Source organism: Bradyrhizobium sp. LA6.1 (genome assembly GCF_040547805.1).
Lineage (GTDB): Bacteria > Pseudomonadota > Alphaproteobacteria > Rhizobiales > Xanthobacteraceae > Bradyrhizobium > Bradyrhizobium barranii.
Genome location: NZ_JBEPQK010000002.1, coordinates 275,618 through 294,086 on the forward strand (window position 1 = coordinate 275,618; position 18,469 = coordinate 294,086).

Here is an 18,469-nt window from a genome sequence, read left to right on the forward strand (position 1 = left end):
TTCGTCGCGCGCCGAGCGCAAGGGGTGCACCCAGAGCCTGCCGGGGACGGTCGTCGCCACCTTGCGTCCGGCCGACGGCAACCAAAAAGGGCCGTCGTGACGCCGAATCGGGATGCCTCGGCCGCGCCAGAACGCCTTCCATTCGCGGCAAAAAAGCTTAGAACGCTTCTACGCTTAGAGGCCCGCGAGGGCTCCAAAACCCCGAGATTTGCCCATGAACGCTCCCACCGCCTTCCCCGATCCCGCAAAACCCGTTCCGCCCTACAAGCACACCCCGCTGTTCCCGCTGGGCAAGGACGAGACGCCCTACAAGAAGATCACGGCCGAGGGTATCAGGGTCGAGAAGGTCCTGGGGAAGGACATGCTGGTGGTATCGCGCGAGGCGCTGCGGGCGCTGTCGGAGGCGGCCTTTGGCGACATCAACCACTATCTGCGCCCCGGCCATCTGAAGCAGCTCCGCGCAATCCTGGAGGACGGCGAGGCGAGCCCCAACGACAAGTTCGTCGCGCTCGACTTCCTGAAGAACGCCAACATCGCGGCCGGCGGCGTGCTGCCGATGTGCCAGGACACCGGCACCGCGATCATCATGGGCAAGAAGGGCTGTAACGTCATCACCGATGGTGACGACGAGGCGGCGCTGTCGGAAGGCGCGCGCGACGCTTACCTGCGCCGCAATCTGCGCTACTCGCAGGTCGCGCCCTTGTCGATGTACGAGGAGAAGAACACCGCCAACAACATGCCGGCGCAGTGCGAGATCTACGCCGAGGGCGACGACGCCTACAAGTTCATGTTCATGGCGAAGGGCGGCGGCTCCGCCAATAAAAGCTTCCTGTTCCAGGCCACGCCCTCGGTGCTGACCAAGGACCGCCTGCTCGCCTTCCTGAAGGAGAAGATCCTGACGCTGGGCACCGCGGCGTGCCCGCCCTATCACCTCGCCATCGTGATCGGCGGCACCTCGGCCGAGCTGTGCATGAAGACGGTGAAGCTCGCCTCCGCCCGCTATCTCGACGCGCTGCCGACCCACGGCTCGCCCGACGGCAACGCCTTCCGCGACGTCGAGATGGAGCAGGAAATCCACAAGATGACGCAGTCGCTCGGCGTCGGCGCGCAGTTCGGTGGAAAGTATTTCTGCCACGACGTGCGCGTTATCCGCATGCCGCGCCACGGCGCCTCGCTGCCGATCGGGCTCGGCGTGTCGTGCTCGGCCGACCGCCAGGTGCTCGGCAAGATCACCAAAGATGGCGTCTATCTCGAAGAGCTTGAGCACAACCCCGCGCAATATCTGCCGCAGGTCGAGCAGTCGCTCGGCGGCGAGGTCGTCAAGATCGACCTCAACCAGCCGATGAAGGACATCCTGGCGACGTTCTCGAAGTACCCGACCAAGACGCGGGTCTCGATGACCGGCACTATGATCGTCGCGCGCGATAGCGCGCATGCCAAGCTGCGCGAGCGCCTCGAGAGAGGCGAGCCGCTGCCGGACTATTTCAAGAACCATCCGGTCTACTACGCCGGTCCCGCCAAGACGCCCGAGGGCTACGCCTCCGGCGCGTTCGGCCCGACCACCGCGGGCCGCATGGATTCCTTCGTCGACCAGTTCCAGGCCGCCGGCGGCTCGATGGTGATGGTGGCCAAGGGCAACCGGGCGCCTGCCGTGCGCGAGGCCTGCAAGAAGTATGGCGGCTTCTATCTCGGCTCGATCGGCGGTGCGGCTGCGAACCTCGCCGAGCACTGCATCAAGAAGGTCGAGGTGCTCGAATATCCCGAGCTCGGCATGGAAGCGATCTGGCGCATCGAAGTCGTCGACTTCCCGGCGTTCATCATCATCGACGACAAGGGGAACGACTTCTTCAAGGAATTGAATCTGGGCTAGCGCTCCGCGCAGTTGAACGGCGGTCCGCCGCTGATGGTGCGCTTTAGCGCGGCACCACATACTGCGTCGGCGCGCCATTTTCGGGCCCATCGAACATCACGAGCACGCGCCATGGCTCGCCGCTGATGTCGCTGAGCACCAGCAGGGTCTCTGCCTTGGCGGTGCTGTCGGCGACGCTGAGCGTGTGGGTCGTTCCAAGCTTGCCGCTGCTGGTATCGTAGAAGACGACGGCGGGCGAGATCTGCTGTTCGTTGACCGGCCCGGTCAAGAGCAGCAAGCCGCCTGACACGGCGGCGATGTCCCTGATACCGGTCGTTGTACCAAGCGGCAGCGGAGGGTCGATGAGCTTGGCCTTGAGCGGCATGTTCTCGGTGAAGACGGCCTTTGCGTCGACCGTGAGAATATAAGCATTGCCGCCTTTGGACGGACCACGGAAACCAAGATACATCAGGTCCCCTTTGACCGCGATGCCCTCGATGTTGGCGCCGTTGTCTCCGAGAGGCTTGTCGTAATCCGCGGGCAGTGCGTCCTTGATTGCACCGCGCAGGCGCGTCACAGATGCTTCGACGCCGATCACCTCGTCCGCGGAGATCGGGAAGGGTGGCTCTCCAGTGAGCTTGTCGACGGGAAAGCGAAAGAGGTGATAGCTCGTCGGATTGCTGTCGTCGGGATGATGACGTTTGCGGCCGTGCGATCCGACCACGTAGAAATAACCGTCATCGTAAGCGGTGCCCTCGGCATCCGGATCGCCGCTGGCCTGATCGCTCAGCAGGCGGATTACCTTGCCGGGATTGATCGTTGTGCCTTCGATCGCAAAGAACTGCGCGTATTTCTTTTCGTCGTTGACGACGAGGCAGGATTTGAGGGGCGGGGATGTGGTCGCGCACGCCGCTCCACTGATGTTGGTGCGGGCATCCGCGCTCTTCTTGAACGGCTCGCTCAGTTGCCACGCCGGTGACTGCGGCTCGAGCACATCGGCACTCGCCGGCGCTGCTCCAGCAAGCGCGGCCACGGCGGAGGTCAGGAACAGGTGGATGCGATTGCGAGCGGGGAGGGAGACCATGCAAATTCCCCTTCTGCTGCAAGTGTGTTGAGATCAATAAAAATCTTTAGTTGTATGCTGTATCCTGCTCGTGAAGCCGGCTGTGGTCAACGACCTGAGCGCCTTGGCCACGTGGCCAATGACCGCAGCCCGTTAGCTGCAATTCGTAACCTGGTTCGAGCACAGCGAGCGCCACCAGCCGCGGACGCCGTCCTGGCTCTCGACGAGGCCCCAGAGCCCGCTACAGGCAAAGATGCGCTTCGGGCCTCCGTCGGTGTCGATTGGGCCGCCGAGCTCGCGCTGGGCCGGCATCCATTTCGCATCGACGAACGGCGCCTGGAAAAGTCCGCCCATGCGCGTCGCGCCATTGGCGTAGGACGCGCCGACCTTGTTGGACGCGACCCAGCCGCGCCCCGCATAGGGTTTTGGCGCGCTGCGCGGATATCTCTTCTCGTCCTCGTAATCCTTGCCGGGCGGCTTCGCGCCTTCGATCAGGAACCAGCCGTCCTTGAAGCCGATGATGCGGAATTCGGTGAGCCAGCCGCCATCGGGCGTGTTCTCGGCGCCGCCAAGCTTCAGACGATAGGGCGGGGGCAGCGTGCCGAGCACGCGCGCTTTCGCCGAGGGCTCGGCGCGGACGTTGAGGCCATCAGGATCCTTGTCGATGGACCAGGCGCCGAGATCACACGGCTCGGTCCCATCGGGCAGCGTTGCGCGTCTGGCGGCGAGATCGGCGTGGAGCTTTGCGAAGTCAGTGTCGTCGTTATCAGGGTCCGGCGCGCTGCGCGGCTTCAGCTCGGCCGAGACCGCGCGCGTCCCATCCGGCGTCAGCGTGACGACGAGGGCCTGGCGCGCAGCGAACACGCTTGCCGGTGTCTTCGGATCGTTCGACGAGGCCGGATAGACGGCGAGGGTGCCGGTCGATCCTTCGGTCCGGTAGGCCGTGCCGGTGACATAGCCCGCCGGCACCATGGCGAGCGCGCTTGCGCGCCACGCCGGTTCGGTGTCATCCGCGCGCGCCGCTTGCGTCGCGACACACAGGATCGTTGCCGCGATGAGACGGAGCACGCGCACGGTTCGCAACGTGCTTATGCGCGTGCACCCGTGAACGGAAAACTGCCCATCGGGCCGATGCCCATCTCGCCGCTCATGCTGTCGCCAGAGACCGTTCCGATGAACTCGAGCGTCAACGGCATCGGATTGGTGATCGAGACTTTCCAGTTGACGGCGTCGCCGCTGATGGTGCCGTCGAAGATCTCGGCCGAATTGCCGTCGGCGCCCTGCGTTCCGGTCAGTGTGCCGCCTGAGTTCAGCAAGGTCAGCGTGGCCTTGCGCTCGCCCATGGGCGTCGTCATGGTCAGAGTCCAGTTGCCGTCCACGGCCATACGTGTCTCCCAACTTTTTCCCGGCACCTCGCGACAATCCGCAAGGTGAGCCAGGGACGCCTATAGCCTAACTCGCGTGACGTGCCTAACGCTCTCTTTGACGCGCCCTTAAGCGCGGGCTGCGCGAATACGGCTGCCGATGAGCAGGCGGAAGGCCACGTACTGGATCGCGAACGCAACGATCTTCGCGCCGATCAGGACCACCGAAATATAGAAGGCCCACAGCTTCATGTCGCCGGTCATGGCAACCGCAACGGTCCCCGCGGCGAGCGCAAACATCAGCGCGGCCCAAGCGTAGCCCGCGAAGGTAACGTATTCCGGAATGGTCTCGGTCACGATCGCCGGCAGATAACGCAGCATCCAGCCGCGCTTGAGCATGATGATGCCGATCGCGACATGCCCGATCGCGGGCTTCGCCAGCACGAAGCGCGGGTCGTGGGTGAGCAGCGTTGCGCCGCCGAGCACGATGACTAGGCCGAGGCTCGCCCAGGTCATGTAGCCCAGCGTCTGGCCCTTGATCCGCGACCAGACCACCTGGCCGATGGCGCCAAGGATCGCGACTGCGGTCGCGAGGATGACGTTGTCGGTCGCGAGATAGATTGCCAGGAAGACGATGGTGGAGAGGAAATCAGAGACGAGCCGGCGGAATACGTCTTTCATCGTCTGTCCTGTCTTCAATGGGTGTGGGGCAGCGCGGCGGCGGGCGCAGCATATTTGATCTGACGATACTCGGGATACCACTTTGTAAAATAGATCGCGCTGTTGCGGGCGGCGAAGGCGACCGCGAGGCCCGACCAGAGCGGCAGGCCGGGGACGTAGAGCAGCGCGATGTTGGCGGCCATCATCAACAGCGCGGCGGCGGTCCAGGCGCCGGTGATGACGTAGTTGGCGGTGAGGAAGCCGGGCATCGCCGCCGTTTCGGCCGGGACCGTTTCAACCGCATATTGCAGCGTGAACGGGTGGCGGACCAGCATCGAGCCGAGCGAGATGACGAAGATGCCGATATCGACCGACAGCTTGACGCCCAGCGTGCCGAGCTTCGGGTCGATCAGCGCGAGGTAGAGGCCGATTGCGGCGAATACGATCGCCGAGCCCATCGCCAGGATCTTCACGGAGCGGCCGCGCGCGACATCGACCGTGACGGTGGCGAGGCAGATCGCAGACGCGGCGAACACGCTGATCGTGGCCGACGTCACCAGCATCAGGAAAGTGTAGGCGCCGTAGGGCGCGAGGATCAGGAAAATCGCCATGAGCCGCCTCGGTCTGGCTAATCTTTACGGTGTAAAGATCAATAAATCACGAGCGATGCCGGGTCAAGCGAAATCTTTACAGTGTCAAAATAACGTAGGTGACTTCCAAAAAGTGAAGGGCAGCAATGGCTTGGTCGGACGCCTCGTCGGCGAATTCCGCCCAGGGCAGGCGCGACAGGATCGGCAGCGCGGCGGCGAGCAGGAGGCCGACCGAGAGCAAGATGCCGCCGTTGAAGATGACATGGCCGCTCCGTCGCAGCCGGATCATCCGGAGTGCGAGCGCTGCGCAGGCCAGGGCGAGGACGGCAAGGCAATCTGCGGTGATCGAGGGCATATGCATGCGAGGCCTCTTTGGTGACATCCGCGATGTCATTCCGGGGCTCGCGACGTCGTCGCGCCCCGGAATGACGAGGCGAGAGTTACTGCGCGCCCACCCAATTGCCGTGAAAGCCGTCGGGCACGCGGTGGCCGAGCTGCACCAGCGCGAGGGGGCCGGCTTCGACATCGGTGGCGTTGAACACGGCGAGGTCGCTGCGGTTCTCCCGCGCGCGCCAGACCACCGCCAACAGCCAGCCGTCGCCTTCCGCTGCATCCGTCGCGCGCTCGACGAACACCGGCTCGGAGATGGTATCGCCGGCCGGCAGCAGATAATGACCGAGCCGTCTGCCGTTGCCGTCGACATGGACGATGCCCGACAGCGCGCCGAACATCGGCAGCCGCGGATTGGCGCAGGCGTACCAGCCGTGATGGCTTTTCAATCCCGCGCGGCGGTCGTCGATGCGGGGGAATTCGCCCGTGAGATCGTCGAGGTAGGTCTGCTGGAAGCGGTCGGTCTTCCCTGAGAGATCGAACGTCCAGCGGCAATGGCGGGCGCGTGATTTCTCCGGATCCGTCGGCCGGCCATCGGGATGCGGAAACAGTGGCGCTTCCTCGAACTGCATGACGTCGGCGATGATGCGGTTGCCGTCCTCCCACGCATTCATGATGTGGAAGACATAGCAGGCTTCACCGCGGAACCAGACGATGTCCTTGGCCGTGCCGTTGCGCTTCATCACGCCGACATAGGCGCCCTTGTCCGGCTCCCAGGCATAAGGCGGCCGTCCGCTCATCGCGCGCTCCATGCTGCCGGTGATCGGGAGGATCGGAAACAGCGCGTGGTTCTCGGTGACGATGAAGTCGTGCACCATGCTGGCGTAGGGCGCCTCGAAACGTTCGAAGCGCGTCGCCTTGCCTGTTACGTCGATCGATCCGTAGGAGAGGGCAGGGGTCAGCGGACCCGCGGCGTTGTAGCCGAAGAACACGAGCTCGCCGGTGACCGGGTCGACCTTCGGATGCGCCGTGAAGCTGCCGGCGACGCGACCCTGATAATTGTGATAGCCGCGCGTCGCCAGCGTGCCCGGCTCGATCTCGGTCGGCAGATGCGCTTCTTCCAGCGCGAGCAGCTTGCCGGCATGAAAGATGATGTTGGTGTTGGCGACGCCGCCGTCGGTGAGGTCTTGCGGGGCATCCGGCAGCTTGCGGCCGAAGCCGCCGAACAGCGCGCGGCCTGCATCGTGCTCGGCCAGCCATTTCGGCGTGCGGACCCAGCGGTTGCGATAGCTGGCGCGGCCGTTCTCGAGGTGGAAGGCGTGCAGCATGCCGTCGCCGACGAACCAGTGCGCACCGGGCGCATCGAACTGCGGATTGGGACCGTTGCGATAGAGCACGCCATTCAGATCGCGCGGCAATTCCCCGACGATTTTGAGGAATGGCGCATCGGCTTCGAATGGAATCGGACCGAGGTTGTGGCGGCGCTCGGTGACGGCGTCGTGCTGCACGGCGTATCCCTCCCTATCTTTACATCGTAAAGATCGAATAATGCCGATCGCCGCATTCGTCAAGTGAAATCTTTACACTGTCAATATTGCGTCATATAGCTTGCAAATGGCCAAAAGCGACACCAAGAGCGAAACAGCGCGCAAGCCGCGTACCCCGCGCAAGACATCGTCGGCCGCGAGCGCGCAGGCGCGTTCCGCACGCCGTCCGGCAGTAGCGAAGACGGAGACGCCGTATCATCACGGCGCCCTGCGCGAGGCGCTGCTCCAGGCCGCCGAACGGGTGCTGGAGCGCGACGGGCTCTCCGGCCTGACCTTGCGCGCGGTGGCGCGGGAGGCGGGCGTCTCGCATGCCGCGCCGACCCATCATTTCGGCGATCTCACCGGTCTGCTCAGCGAGCTCGCGGCCGTCGGCTTCCGCCAGTTCAACGCGGCGATGGCCTCGTCCTGCGACGCCGCCACCACGCCGCTGGAGCGCGCGCTGGCGCGGCCGAAGGCCTATGTCGCCTATGCGCAGGCCCATCCCGGCATGTACGGCATCATGTTCCGCACCGAACGGCTGGACTATTCCAGGCCCTCGCTGCACGAGGCGGCCGAAGCCTCCTTCGCCGGGCTCGCCAATGCCATCGGCATGATGCGTCAGGAGCAGATCAGCGAAGATTCGCTGACGCTGAACCAGGGCGCCGCGATCGCGCGCGCCTGGTCGATGGTGCACGGCTTCACCATGCTGTTGCTCGACGGCCGTCTCGAGGACATTTTGGGACGGCTGCCCGAGGGGACGACGGCCGAACAGTTGCTCGAGGCGATGCTGACGGCGCCTATCACGGCGAAGCTGCCGGCATAGCGCCTTCGGGCGGGTGCTGCCCTAGCGCATCGTCGCGAGTTCGACCGCGCGTCCACGCGTGCCGACAATCTTCACCTCGTCCTTGCCGCAAGTGAAGCTGCGGGCGAAATCGTCCGCCGCCTTGCGCGCGAGCTCATTGGCGGTGGGGTTGGCGATGGCATCGACATAGGCGACGTGGCAGACCGGCCCCGGCGGCAGCCGCGTCACGACGAGCATGGCCTTGGTGTTCGGCCGTCCCTGCTTGTCGGGATCGGTGCTATCGGCGATGTGCCAGCGCTGGATCATGGCAAACGGCTTCGTGCCCGCGCTGCGCCATTCGACCGTGGCCTCCGATGAATTGAATGGCGCGAACCAGATCTTTGCCGCCGGTTCCTCCGCTGCGGCCTTGCGATTGCGGCCGATCGAGACGATTTCGCGCAGATCATCCTCGGCGATCAGCACGATCAGGCCGTTTTTTCCCGGGCAGACCCGTGTGGTGCTGCCGTCGAGCTCGCTGGGCTTGCCGATCTGGCGGCAGTCTTTTGGCGCCGTGGAGGAATAGGTGCTGCCCATGGATTGGGCGGCGACGTGACCCGCGCTCAGGCAAGTCAGCAGCACGGTCAGGCAAAAGAGCGCGATACGCCTCATGACGACGCCTCGATACAGAGGGAACTCGCTCCATCAGACGTCTTCATTGTGGGCAAGGTTCAAACAGAGGCGGGATGTACCTGACAGCGGCGCGGAATCGTTCTAGAAGGGCGCCTTCCGCTGCGCTTACCGCGCTTCGTCCGCGACATCTCATTCGATCATGCCAGCCATCGCTTCAAGCAAATCCTATCGCGTCGGCCGTTCCAAGACCGGACTTGGCCTCTTCGCTACCATGCCGATCAAGAAGGGCACCCGGATCATCCGTTATTTCGGACCGATCCTGGACTCGCGGATTCCCGCGCACGACGAAATCGAGAACAAATATCTGTTCGAGCTCAACAACCGCTGGACCATCGACGGTTCGGTGCGCAAGAACCTCGCCCGCTACATCAACCATTCCTGCCGGCCCAACGCCGAGTCCGACGTCCGGCCGCGCGAGCGCAAGGTCTTCATCCGCGCCATCAGGAACATCGAGCCGGGCGACGAGATCAACTACGATTACGGCACCGACTACTTCAAAGCCTATCTGAAGCCGATCGGCTGCAAATGCCCTTCCTGCGAGGCCAAGCGCAAGAAGTTGCGCGCCGAGGCCCGCGCCGAACGCGCCAAGGTGAAGACGCGCACGGAAGCCAAGGCCAAGAAGGCGGGCGCGAAGGCCAGCAAGAAGAAGCTCAACGGCCATGCCGTTGGCAAGAAGAACGGTCGCGCGGGGCCATAGCCATTAGCCGCGGTGTCCCCGCGAAAGCGGGGCATCCAGTACGCCGCAGCCCATCCGCATCCGTCTACTGTCTCGGAATACTGGGTCGCCCGGTCGAGCCGGGCGACGACAGCGAGTGACGTGGTCTCACGCCGCCACCACACTCCCGCTCTTCCGCAATCCCACATATTGCAGCTCGGCAAACACGCCGGTCGCAATCGCCTGCGCGACGACCATGAGCTCGCCACTGATGTTCGGCGACACTGCGCCCGAGAACAGCAGCGCGATGCTGCCGACCGTCCAGGCCGCGTTGCCGACCACGACCAGCAGCACGAGCGGCCTCGCCACGGAGGCACGCGAGGCAAGCCAGCCGACCAGCGCGGTGTAGGCGATCAGGAACAGGCCGGTCTCGCGCAGCAGCGCTTCAGGCAGGTTGAACAGCGATGCGAACGCGCCGGCGCCGAAGGTGAAGCCGACGGCGGCGACGCCGCTGAAGATAGCGTCGGCGAGAAGCGCGCGGCGCAGGAAGATGGATGCGTCGATCATCGTGGTCTCCATGGTTGGGTTGGGCTTGGGGGTGAATTCAGTGCCGTCCGCGCCACCAGGCGCGGAACAGGCGGGCGAGGCGGAGCGGGCAGAGGCTCTTGCCGACGCCGTGCTCGAAGGCTGTGACCTGCGCGACGACATAGTCGCCGGTCGAATGCACCAGCGGCTCGGGCATGTTGAGGCTGCGTGCCAGCATGCGGGTTGCGAGCGTCACGGCCCAGGGAACAAGATGGTCTGCGATGGTCCGATAGAGCAGCAGCGCAATCATGGTCATCTCCTGTTGCGACCGAAGATGCGCCGTGGCGGGGACCAATTCGATTACCTCGCGGGTAAAAAATGCGCCCGTTCGCGACAGTCCTAAGGTGTTCGATGCTGTGCGCGAGGTGCGCGCAGGCTGGTCATTGTGCGCAGTCCCGAGACCATCGCTCTACTAGAAAGATGGGCCGGTTATTTGAAGAAGCGTTTCGGCAGGCTCTACCGGCCAGACATCACGCGCCCTAACGGGCGTGGCAGTTGGTTGAGCGTGTGCCGCTTGCCAAGCGATGCTCTTGTTGCGCAGGAGCTGCAATCGAAAATTTGGAAGGCTGTAGACGCGTGGGTGACGGTGGGCGGGGCAACTATCTGCAGAATGATCGGCTAAGGAATGATCGCTCTCAGCCTCCTGCAATTGCGCGATGGACGAGCGCGATGACCTCGTCGGCTTCCTGTTCGGTGCTGTCAAAGCGAGCCACGAACCGGATTACGTCCTGGCCCCGTCGCGCGAATTGCAGCCCGCTCGCTGCAAGACGGTTGATGGCCAAAGCGGGCAGGCTGATGAAAACCAGATTGGCTTCCACTGGCGCAATGAGCTGAACGTCGGGCAGCGCAGCGAGGCCCGCTCCAAGACGCGCGGCCACGGCATTGGCCTTCGCCGCGAGCCGCAGATAAAGGCGATCCTCGACGTAGGCGAGCAGCTGTGCAGACGCAAAGCGCATCTTCGACGAGGTCTGGCCGGCGCGGCGAAGCCGATAGGACAGGGATTCGATGAGATCCTGGTCGAACACCACGATCGCATCCGCCGACATCGCCCCGTTCTTGGTCGCCCCGAAGGACAGGATGTCGACGCCAGCGCGCCATGTCATGTCGGCCGGGCTGCAATCGAGCCGCGCCAGCGCGTTGGCGAACCGGGCGCCATCCATGTGCAGCGACAGATTCCTGTCGTGGGCGATTGCTCCGATTTCGGCGATCTCGGCGAGGGGATAGATTGTTCCATATTCGCTGGCCTGAGTGATCGACACCGCATCGGGCTGGGAGCGATTGCGGACTCCCCAGGCCGCCTGGCCCAGCGCCTGGCGCAGGCTCGACGGCTCGATCCGAAAGTTTCGGCCGGACATGGCGACGAGCTTCGCGCCGCCTGTGAAGGCTTCGGTCGCGCCGCCTTCCGCGGTGTGGATATGCGCCTCTTCGTGACAATAGATGGCGCCATAGGGCCGCGCGCAGCTCGCGAGTGACAAGGCGTTGGCCGCCGTACCGGTCGAGACCGGGAACACGGTGACCGCGGTCTCGAACAGCTCCGAGAAGCGCGCATTCAACAATCTCGAATAATCGTCGTCCCCATAGGCGGCGGCGGGGCCGCGATTGGCCTCGGCGATCGCTCGCAGAATCTCGGGGCAGACCGGCGCGACATTGTCGCTGCGGAAATTCGGGAGCGTCGGGGCTGCTTCGTTCATACCGTCCTGTCCTGCCGTCATATGACGGTTGATTCCTGCTTGTTGATGCGCCGATTGATCAGGAGCAACGGGATTGCGGTGACGAGGATAAGCACCGCGGCCGCGGCGGCCGCCAGACCCGCGCCGGTGCCCTCGATGGCATGGTACATCACGACGGTCGTGGTGACCCAGCCGCTCGCATAGAGCACAATGGTCGCGCTCAACTCGGATGCCGCGGTGATCCAGACCAGCACCAGCCCGCCGACAAGGCCGCTGGCCATCAACGGCACGGTCAGGGTCGCGAAGGTTTTGCTTGGTGAGACCCCGAGATTGATCGAGGCTTCCTCAAGCGAGGGATCGAGCTGGTGCACGATTGCCGAGGACGACCGGATCGCGAAGGGGAGCTTGCGGACGACATAGGCGATGACCAGGATCAGCCAGCCGCCAGTCAGAATCAAGGGACCGCTGTTGAACGCGATGATGAGCCCGATCGCCAGGATCGTGCCCGAGACCGCAAACGGCACCATGCCGACGAAATCTAGCAATCCCGACAGGCGCGAGCGGTGCCGGGCCACGACATAGCCGATCGGAGCGCCGATCAGCATGGTGGCGACGGCCGCGATGCTGGCGAGCGTCAGCGTGTTGAGCAGCGGCCGATAGGAGCCCGACAAGAGGGTGGCGTAATTGCCCAATCCGAACTCCCAGGTCAGGACAGGGCCGCGAAAGCGCAGGAGGGAGATCATCAACACAGCCGCGAACGGCAGCAGCGAGGCAATCACAATGCCCCAACTCACGATCGTGGCCGTGAGCCGCAGTCCCGGCGTCAGAGGCAGCTTCGCGGGCGCGCTGCGGGCATTGGTCGAAAACCGGCGCTTGCCGAGGTAGTGCCGCTGAACGAGCAGCGCGATCGCCGTGCAGGCGATCAGGAGCACGCTGAGTGCGCCCGCCGCGGCCGGGTTGGCATCAGATTCGCCGGCGAACAGCTTGAAGATGTCGACGGCCAGGAACGGCCGGTCCTCAGCCAGCACCGCTGGCACGCCGAAATTCTCCAGTGCCTCAATGAACACCAATAGTCCGCCGGCAAGGATCGCCGGCATCACGATGGGCAGCAGCACGGTGCGGATCACATAGGGCCGTGAGCCGCCGAGATTGCGGGCTGCCTCCTCCATCGAGGCGTCGACTGCCTGGAATCCGGCCAGCACGGGCATGACGACGTATGGATAGAGCGTCAACGTGAACACGATGACGATTCCGGGCACGCCGTAGATCGATCCGATCGGGATGCCGATCCCGCGCAGGGCGGTGGTGACGACGCCAGCATGGCCGAACAGCAGCACGAGGGCGTAGGCGCTGACGAACGAGGGCAGGACCAGCGGCAAGGACGCAAGCGTCAGCAGCAGCGCACGGCCCGGTATGTCGATCCGGGCAAGACAGAAGGCGAGCGGGATGCCGATCGCGCATGCGAAGGCCGTCGCGAGCGCGGCGCAAAGCAGACTGTTGCCGATGCTGCCAAGATAGTAGCGGCTCTTCACAATCGCCGCATAGTTCCCAAGTGTCAGGCCGCCCGTGCCGTCGATCCGAAAGCTTGCATCCAGGACGAGCGCCAGCGGGTAGAGCAGAAACACCGCGAGCAGCACCAACGCCGCCAGCGTCACGATGGTGGCGAAGCGTTTCATGGCGCCGGATACGCCGTGATCTGGGCAGGGTCGTAGGCAAGGGTGAGCGGCGCGCCGGGCAAGAGATCGAGCGCCTGGCCGCCGAGCGCCGCAATCCGAATCTGGGTGCCGTCCGGCAGGGTTGCGTGGAGGCGTTGTACCGGGCCGAGAAATTCACGCAGCGCCAGCCGCGCATGCACAAGCGAGCCACCGGAACCGTCTCGCAGCTGCAGGGCCTCCGGCCTGACCGACAGCAACACCGGCGCGCCCGGCGCTGCGACCTCGCCTCTGACCGTGAATTCCGTTCCGGCTGCTGCGACAGGAGTGTTACGGCCGTCGAAAGCTCCCGCGATGCCCGGCACCATATTGGTCGAGCCGAGGAATTCGGCGACGAAGGCAGTCTGCGGCATCCGATAGATGCGCTCCGGCGTGTCCACTTGCTCGATCTTGCCGTGACGCAAGACGGCGATGCGATCGGAGATGGCGAGTGCCTCCTCCTGATCATGCGTCACGTAGATCGCAGTCAGGCCGAGCGCCTGCTGCAGCTGTCGGACCTCGATCCGCATTTCGGTGCGCAACTGCGCGTCGAGGTTGGACAGCGGCTCGTCGAACAGGAGCACGGCGGGCTCGATCACGAGCGCGCGGGCGATTGCCACGCGTTGCAGCTGGCCGCCGGAGAGCTGGTGTGGTGATCGCGGACCGTAACCTGCAAGGCGCACCCGCTCGAGCGCCTTGTCGACGCGCGATGCGATCTCGGCAGCCGGAACCTTCCTGGCCTTCAGCCCGTAGGCCACGTTTTCGGCGACGGTGTGGTTCGGGAAGATCGCGTAGTTCTGAAACACCATGCCGGTGTCGCGGCGATGCGCGGGCAGAGCATCGATGCGCCGGCCGTCGAAGCAAATGGAGCCGGATTCGACGTCGATGAAGCCTGCGATCATGCGCAGCAACGTCGTCTTCCCGCAGCCTGACGGCCCAAGCAGCGTGAACAGCTCGCCATGCTTGATGTCGAGCGAGATGTCGTCCACGGCCCGCACCGCGCCGAAGGTGCGGGTCAGGTTTTCAATCCGGATCGCGGTCATCGGATCAGCGCGTGTTCTGGATCGTGGTCTTCAGCCGCGCGAGGGTGTCGCGACGGGCCGCTTCCCATTTGGTGTCGTCATAGGGCAGCACCTTGACCGCCGCAAACGGCAGCATCCCCGGTGCGACTGCCTCGAGCTCGATATCCTGACGGGCAGGGCGCCGGAACGTCGCCTTCAGCAACATCTCCTGGACTTCCTTGCTGGCCAGATAGTCGACCAGCCGTTTGGCAGGCTCGGGGTTCGGTCCGCCTTTCAGGATGGCCGCGCCTTCGACGCCCGCATAGGTGCCCTCGGCTGGATAGGCGACGCTCACCGGCGCACCGTTATGGGCCCACAGGAAGCCGGCATATTCGAGCGTGATGCCAAGCGGATATTCGCCGCTGCCGATCCCGTCGAAGACCTGGGTCGAGCGGTTGAGCACCTTCGCATTCGCAAGAAGCCCGTCCATCTTGGTCCAGGCTGCGTCGTCCGCGCCCCACAGCGAGAGAAGCGTGGTCGCGGCCGCGTATGAGAATCCGGAATTGGCAGGGTCGGTAAAGGCGAGCTTGCCTTTCCATTTCGGATCGAGGAGGTCTGCCCAGGCTTTGGGCCCGCTGGCCTTGTCGATCGCCTTGGTGTTCTGGCCGATCACCACGACCTGGATGTTGGTGCCCAGCCAAAGGTCGTTTGGATCGCGAAATTGCGCCGGCACGGCTTCGCGGCCCTTCGCCGCGTAAGCCTGAAGGTGCGGGCTCGCCAGCCGCAGCAGCGTCGCACTGACGCCCCAGATCACGTCGCCCTGCGGATTGGCGGCCTCGGACGCGACGCGGCGCACCAGCACACCTGATCCGGTCGAGACCACGTCGACCTTGATTCCGGTCGCCTTGGCGAAGCCTTCGGCTACAAGCTTGTTCACGGTGTCGTCGTTGGCCGAATAGAGCACGACGTTCTGCTGGGCCGAGGCCAGCTCGGCCGCGAACAGCGATGCCGCGAGCGTCACGACTCGGGCGAGGATGGAGGCAGGAGATCTCATCGTGGTTCGCCCTCGTGGGTTCAGCGATTGCTCATGCGGTTGCGGCGAGGTACTCGGTGGCCGCCTTGAGCCCGGCGCCGGGTTCGATCGGCAGGCCGAACTTCGTGAGTGCGTCCTCGAGATGCAGAAGGTCGGTCAGAATGGTCCCCGCGCTCAAAGCACCCATCGTGCCAAACCGGATGACACGGCCGGAGAGACGGTTGCGGGCGCCTGCGATCACCGTGCGGTGATCCTGGTAGAGCTGCCGCACGATGGCTCCGCCTTCGAGCCCGTCGGGGACTTTGAAAACCACGACCGTGTTCGAGCGTGGCTCATCGCGGCAAAAATCTGCGAGTCCGAGCGCCGCGCCGCCGGCGCGCAACGCGGCGGAGAGCTTCTTGTGGCGCGCGAGCACATTGGCGAAGCCTTCCTCGTGCATCATCGTCAAGGCCTCACGCAGGCCATAGATGAGGCTCACCGGTGCCGTGAACGCGGTCTCGTTCTGCTCCGCGGATTTCAGCGCGCGACGGAAATCCCAATAGAAGGCCGATCGCTGCTCGTCCTGCCCGATCACGCGCCACACCTTGGCGCTGACGCTGGCAAGTGCGAGGCCGGGCGGGCACATCAAGGCCTTTTGCGAGGCCGAGACAACGATGTCGACGCCCCATTCGTCCTGCCGCATCGCGATGCCGCCGAGACCGCTGACGGAGTCTGCGATGAGCAGCGTTGGCCGGTCGCGCACCAGTGCGCCGAGCGCCGCGAGATCGGCCACGATCCCGGTCGAGCTCTCATTGTGCACGACGACGACGGCGCGATAGGTGTGCTCGCGCAATCGGGCTTCCACCGCGGCGACATCGATCGCCTGGCCCCATTCGATCGCGACCGTGTCGACGGTGATGTTCATGGCCTTGGCGATCGTGGTGAAACGCTCACCGAACTGACCATGCTCGACTACGAGGATCCGATGGCCCGGTCCGGCCACGTTGACGAGCGCAGCCTCCATAACGCCGGTTCCGGAGCTCGCAAAGAACAGGATGCGGTTCGTCGTGCCCAAAATCGGGCGGATCATCTCCTCCGCCTCGCCGATTGCAGTCCGGCATTCGGGTCCGCGATGGTTGACCATCACCCGAGCCATCGCCTGCCGCACCCGCTCGGGCACTTCGGTTGGACCGGGAAGCCGAAGACGGTATCCCGTCGAAGCAATGGCGCTCGGAGTGTCTGTGATCATAGCTTGAAGTCACCGTTCTGACGCATGTAGGGAACGAGGCCGCCCGCGCGCAGGATCGCCAGCATGATCGGCGGCAGCGGCTCCGGGCTGAGCGTCTCGCCGCTGCGTTCGTTGCGGATCGCGCCGGTGCCGTCGGAGATCAGGATGTCGCCCTCACGAATCCCGCCGGTTTCGCAGACAAGCGGCAGCAGGCCGTTGTTGATCGCGTTGCGGTAGTAGGTGCGCGAGAAGCTTCGCGCCATCACCGCCGGAATGCCGGCCCCGAGCACGGTTGTGACGGCAACCTCCATCGCCGAGCCGCAACCGAAATTCTTGCCCGCCACCAGGATGTCTCCCGGTTGCACAGAAGCTGCAAAGGTCGGATCGACATGCTCGAACAGGAATTGCCTGAGAACGGCGGGGTCGAGGCTCTCCCGCTTGCGGGTCGAGCTGATGATCGAGTCGGTGTTGACGTCGTCGCCGACAAGTCGCGCGCGTCCTCGCAGGGCTGTCATCGCGACACCTCGCGAGGATCGGTCACGACACCGCGGGTCGCGGCGGCTGCGCAAGCTGCCGGGGAGGCGAGGTAGATCGATGCCTTGGCGTTGCCCATGCGGCCCTTGAAGTTGCGGTTGGCGGTCGAGATCACCGAAACCCCGTCTCCGGGGATCACCCCGCAGGTCCCGCAGCAGGAGCCGCAGCCCGGCTCGACCACGGTTGCGCCGAAGCCGACCAGGGCGTCGAGCGTGCCATCGGCCGCCATGGCGTCGCGGACCTCGCGCGATGCCGGCGTGACCACGAGCTGCACGCCGGGCGCGACGCCTCCACCCGCCTCGAGCACGGCGAGGGCTTGATGGAAGTCGCGTAACCTGCCGCCGGTGCAGGTGCCGAGATAGACCATCTGTACCGGCGTGCCGGCCGCATCCTCGAGCGCCACGACCTGATCCACCAGATGCGGCAACGCGATCCGCGGCGTGAGGGCGTCGAGCGCGATCTCCACGGTCCGGCTGTAGTGCGCATCCGGATCCGCTGCGACCGGTTCGAAAGCTTGGCCGGTGCGGCCCTGCAGATAGGCGACGGTTTCAGCATCGGCCGGGAAGATGCCGGTCTTCGCGCCCATCTCGACCGCAAGATTGCTCAGGACGAGGCGGTCCTCCAGCGCGAGGGTGGCGACACCCGGTCCTGCGAATTCGAGTGCCTGATAGGCGGCACCGTCAGCGCCGAGCATGCCCGCGAGGGCCAGTGCGATATCCTTCGCATAGACGCCGCTCGGCAGTTGTCCGGTCAGGACGACGCGGATCGAATCCGGCACGCGCAGCCAGATCCGGCCACACAGCATGACCGCGGCGAGATCGGACGAGCCGATCCCGGTCGCAAAGCAATTCAGTGCCCCGTATGTCACGGCATGGCTGTCGGCTCCGACGACCAGACCACCCGGCAGAGCGCGGCCCGTCTCCACGATGAGCTGGTGACCGATTCCTTCACCGGCTTCATGCAGCGTGACGCTGAACCGCCTGGCGAAGTTCCGCATCACGCGGTGCAGCTCGATCGTCTGCGGGCTTGTCGGCGGCACGTAATGGTCGAGCGCAAAGACCAATCGGGCGGCATCGCGCACGTTCTCTCCGCCCATCGCCTTGAAATAGTCGAGCGCCATCGGGACCGAACCGTCGGTGCCGAGCGCGCAATCGACCTCGCAGACCACGAGGTCCCCGGCGTGCGCATCCTGCCCGGATTTTCGAGCGAGGATCTTCTCGGAGATCGTACGCCCGGCCAT

General features: G+C 64.9%; 20 protein-coding genes. 3 read left to right on the plus strand and 17 right to left on the minus strand.

Annotated elements, in window-relative coordinates:
* Window positions 1-214 precede the first annotated feature (214 nt).
* The gene (locus tag ABIB99_RS04830; RefSeq protein ID WP_028158349.1) at window positions 215-1,870 is read left to right on the plus strand and encodes a fumarate hydratase; all 1,656 of its coding nucleotides are present in this window, start codon (window positions 215-217) and stop codon (window positions 1,868-1,870) included.
* Window positions 1,871-1,913: 43 nt separating this feature from the next.
* Here the strand turns inward: ABIB99_RS04830 and ABIB99_RS04835 are convergent, their stop codons facing one another.
* From ABIB99_RS04835 to ABIB99_RS04865, 7 genes are all read right to left on the minus strand, one after another.
* On the minus strand, window positions 1,914-2,933 hold the full coding sequence (locus ABIB99_RS04835) for a DUF3616 domain-containing protein (RefSeq protein WP_247309253.1): 1,020 nt from the start codon (window positions 2,931-2,933) through the stop codon (window positions 1,914-1,916).
* 132 nt (window positions 2,934-3,065) lie between these two features.
* Window positions 3,066-3,986, minus strand: a complete 921-nt coding sequence (locus ABIB99_RS04840) for an SH3 domain-containing protein (protein ID WP_346016124.1) — start codon at window positions 3,984-3,986, stop codon at window positions 3,066-3,068.
* Window positions 3,987-4,000: 14 nt separating this feature from the next.
* Entirely contained in the window at window positions 4,001-4,297 is a 297-nt protein-coding gene (locus tag ABIB99_RS04845) for a hypothetical protein (protein WP_071912259.1), read from the minus strand.
* 108 nt (window positions 4,298-4,405) lie between these two features.
* A complete protein-coding gene (locus ABIB99_RS04850; protein WP_063982302.1) occupies window positions 4,406-4,957 on the minus strand; it encodes an inner membrane-spanning protein YciB in 552 nt (183 codons plus the stop codon).
* Between the two features lie 14 nt (window positions 4,958-4,971).
* Window positions 4,972-5,547 carry a hypothetical protein gene (locus tag ABIB99_RS04855; RefSeq protein ID WP_247309255.1) on the minus strand — a complete coding sequence of 192 codons (576 nt, stop codon included), beginning with the start codon at window positions 5,545-5,547 and terminating at the stop codon, window positions 4,972-4,974.
* A gap of 76 nt (window positions 5,548-5,623) precedes the next feature.
* The gene (locus ABIB99_RS04860; RefSeq protein ID WP_071912263.1) at window positions 5,624-5,887 is read right to left on the minus strand and encodes a hypothetical protein; all 264 of its coding nucleotides are present in this window, start codon (window positions 5,885-5,887) and stop codon (window positions 5,624-5,626) included.
* A 79-nt stretch (window positions 5,888-5,966) separates the two neighbouring features.
* Complete coding sequence (locus tag ABIB99_RS04865) at window positions 5,967-7,364, minus strand: carotenoid oxygenase family protein (protein ID WP_247309256.1); 1,398 nt, start codon at window positions 7,362-7,364, stop codon at window positions 5,967-5,969.
* Between the two features lie 106 nt (window positions 7,365-7,470).
* Between ABIB99_RS04865 and ABIB99_RS04870 the strand changes: the two genes are divergently transcribed.
* Window positions 7,471-8,205 carry a TetR/AcrR family transcriptional regulator gene (locus ABIB99_RS04870; RefSeq protein WP_354174964.1) on the plus strand — a complete coding sequence of 245 codons (735 nt, stop codon included), beginning with the start codon at window positions 7,471-7,473 and terminating at the stop codon, window positions 8,203-8,205.
* Window positions 8,206-8,226: 21 nt separating this feature from the next.
* Here ABIB99_RS04870 and ABIB99_RS04875 read toward each other — a convergent pair whose 3' ends face one another.
* The gene (locus ABIB99_RS04875) at window positions 8,227-8,832 is read right to left on the minus strand and encodes a hypothetical protein (RefSeq protein ID WP_502917480.1); all 606 of its coding nucleotides are present in this window, start codon (window positions 8,830-8,832) and stop codon (window positions 8,227-8,229) included.
* A 160-nt stretch (window positions 8,833-8,992) separates the two neighbouring features.
* Between ABIB99_RS04875 and ABIB99_RS04880 the strand changes: the two genes are divergently transcribed.
* The gene (locus ABIB99_RS04880; protein WP_354174965.1) at window positions 8,993-9,550 is read left to right on the plus strand and encodes an SET domain-containing protein; all 558 of its coding nucleotides are present in this window, start codon (window positions 8,993-8,995) and stop codon (window positions 9,548-9,550) included.
* Between the two features lie 126 nt (window positions 9,551-9,676).
* On the opposite strand, the gene ABIB99_RS04885 is transcribed toward ABIB99_RS04880, so the two are convergent.
* From ABIB99_RS04885 to ABIB99_RS04925, 9 genes are all read right to left on the minus strand, one after another.
* Window positions 9,677-10,075, minus strand: coding sequence for a hypothetical protein (locus ABIB99_RS04885; protein ID WP_354174966.1), 399 nt, complete (start codon window positions 10,073-10,075; stop codon window positions 9,677-9,679).
* Between the two features lie 37 nt (window positions 10,076-10,112).
* Window positions 10,113-10,343: a hypothetical protein gene (locus tag ABIB99_RS04890; RefSeq protein ID WP_354174967.1), complete on the minus strand. Its 231-nt coding sequence runs from the start codon at window positions 10,341-10,343 to the stop codon at window positions 10,113-10,115.
* Window positions 10,344-10,728: 385 nt separating this feature from the next.
* Complete coding sequence (locus ABIB99_RS04895) at window positions 10,729-11,784, minus strand: threonine aldolase family protein (RefSeq protein ID WP_354174968.1); 1,056 nt, start codon at window positions 11,782-11,784, stop codon at window positions 10,729-10,731.
* A gap of 17 nt (window positions 11,785-11,801) precedes the next feature.
* Window positions 11,802-13,439 carry an ABC transporter permease gene (locus tag ABIB99_RS04900; protein ID WP_028151212.1) on the minus strand — a complete coding sequence of 546 codons (1,638 nt, stop codon included), beginning with the start codon at window positions 13,437-13,439 and terminating at the stop codon, window positions 11,802-11,804.
* Window positions 13,436-14,497, minus strand: a complete 1,062-nt coding sequence (locus ABIB99_RS04905) for an ABC transporter ATP-binding protein (RefSeq protein ID WP_063982310.1) — start codon at window positions 14,495-14,497, stop codon at window positions 13,436-13,438. Before ABIB99_RS04905 ends, ABIB99_RS04900 begins: the two co-directional genes overlap by 4 nt.
* A gap of 4 nt (window positions 14,498-14,501) precedes the next feature.
* Window positions 14,502-15,509: an extracellular solute-binding protein gene (locus tag ABIB99_RS04910; protein WP_085404245.1), complete on the minus strand. Its 1,008-nt coding sequence runs from the start codon at window positions 15,507-15,509 to the stop codon at window positions 14,502-14,504.
* 31 nt (window positions 15,510-15,540) lie between these two features.
* Window positions 15,541-16,716, minus strand: a complete 1,176-nt coding sequence (locus ABIB99_RS04915; RefSeq protein ID WP_354174969.1) for a pyridoxal-phosphate-dependent aminotransferase family protein — start codon at window positions 16,714-16,716, stop codon at window positions 15,541-15,543.
* On the minus strand, window positions 16,713-17,210 hold the full coding sequence (locus ABIB99_RS04920) for a LeuD/DmdB family oxidoreductase small subunit (RefSeq protein ID WP_085404246.1): 498 nt from the start codon (window positions 17,208-17,210) through the stop codon (window positions 16,713-16,715). Before ABIB99_RS04920 ends, ABIB99_RS04915 begins: the two co-directional genes overlap by 4 nt.
* Window positions 17,207-18,469, minus strand: coding sequence for a 3-isopropylmalate dehydratase large subunit (locus tag ABIB99_RS04925; RefSeq protein WP_354174970.1), 1,263 nt, complete (start codon window positions 18,467-18,469; stop codon window positions 17,207-17,209). The genes ABIB99_RS04920 and ABIB99_RS04925 overlap by 4 nt, the downstream gene beginning before the upstream one ends.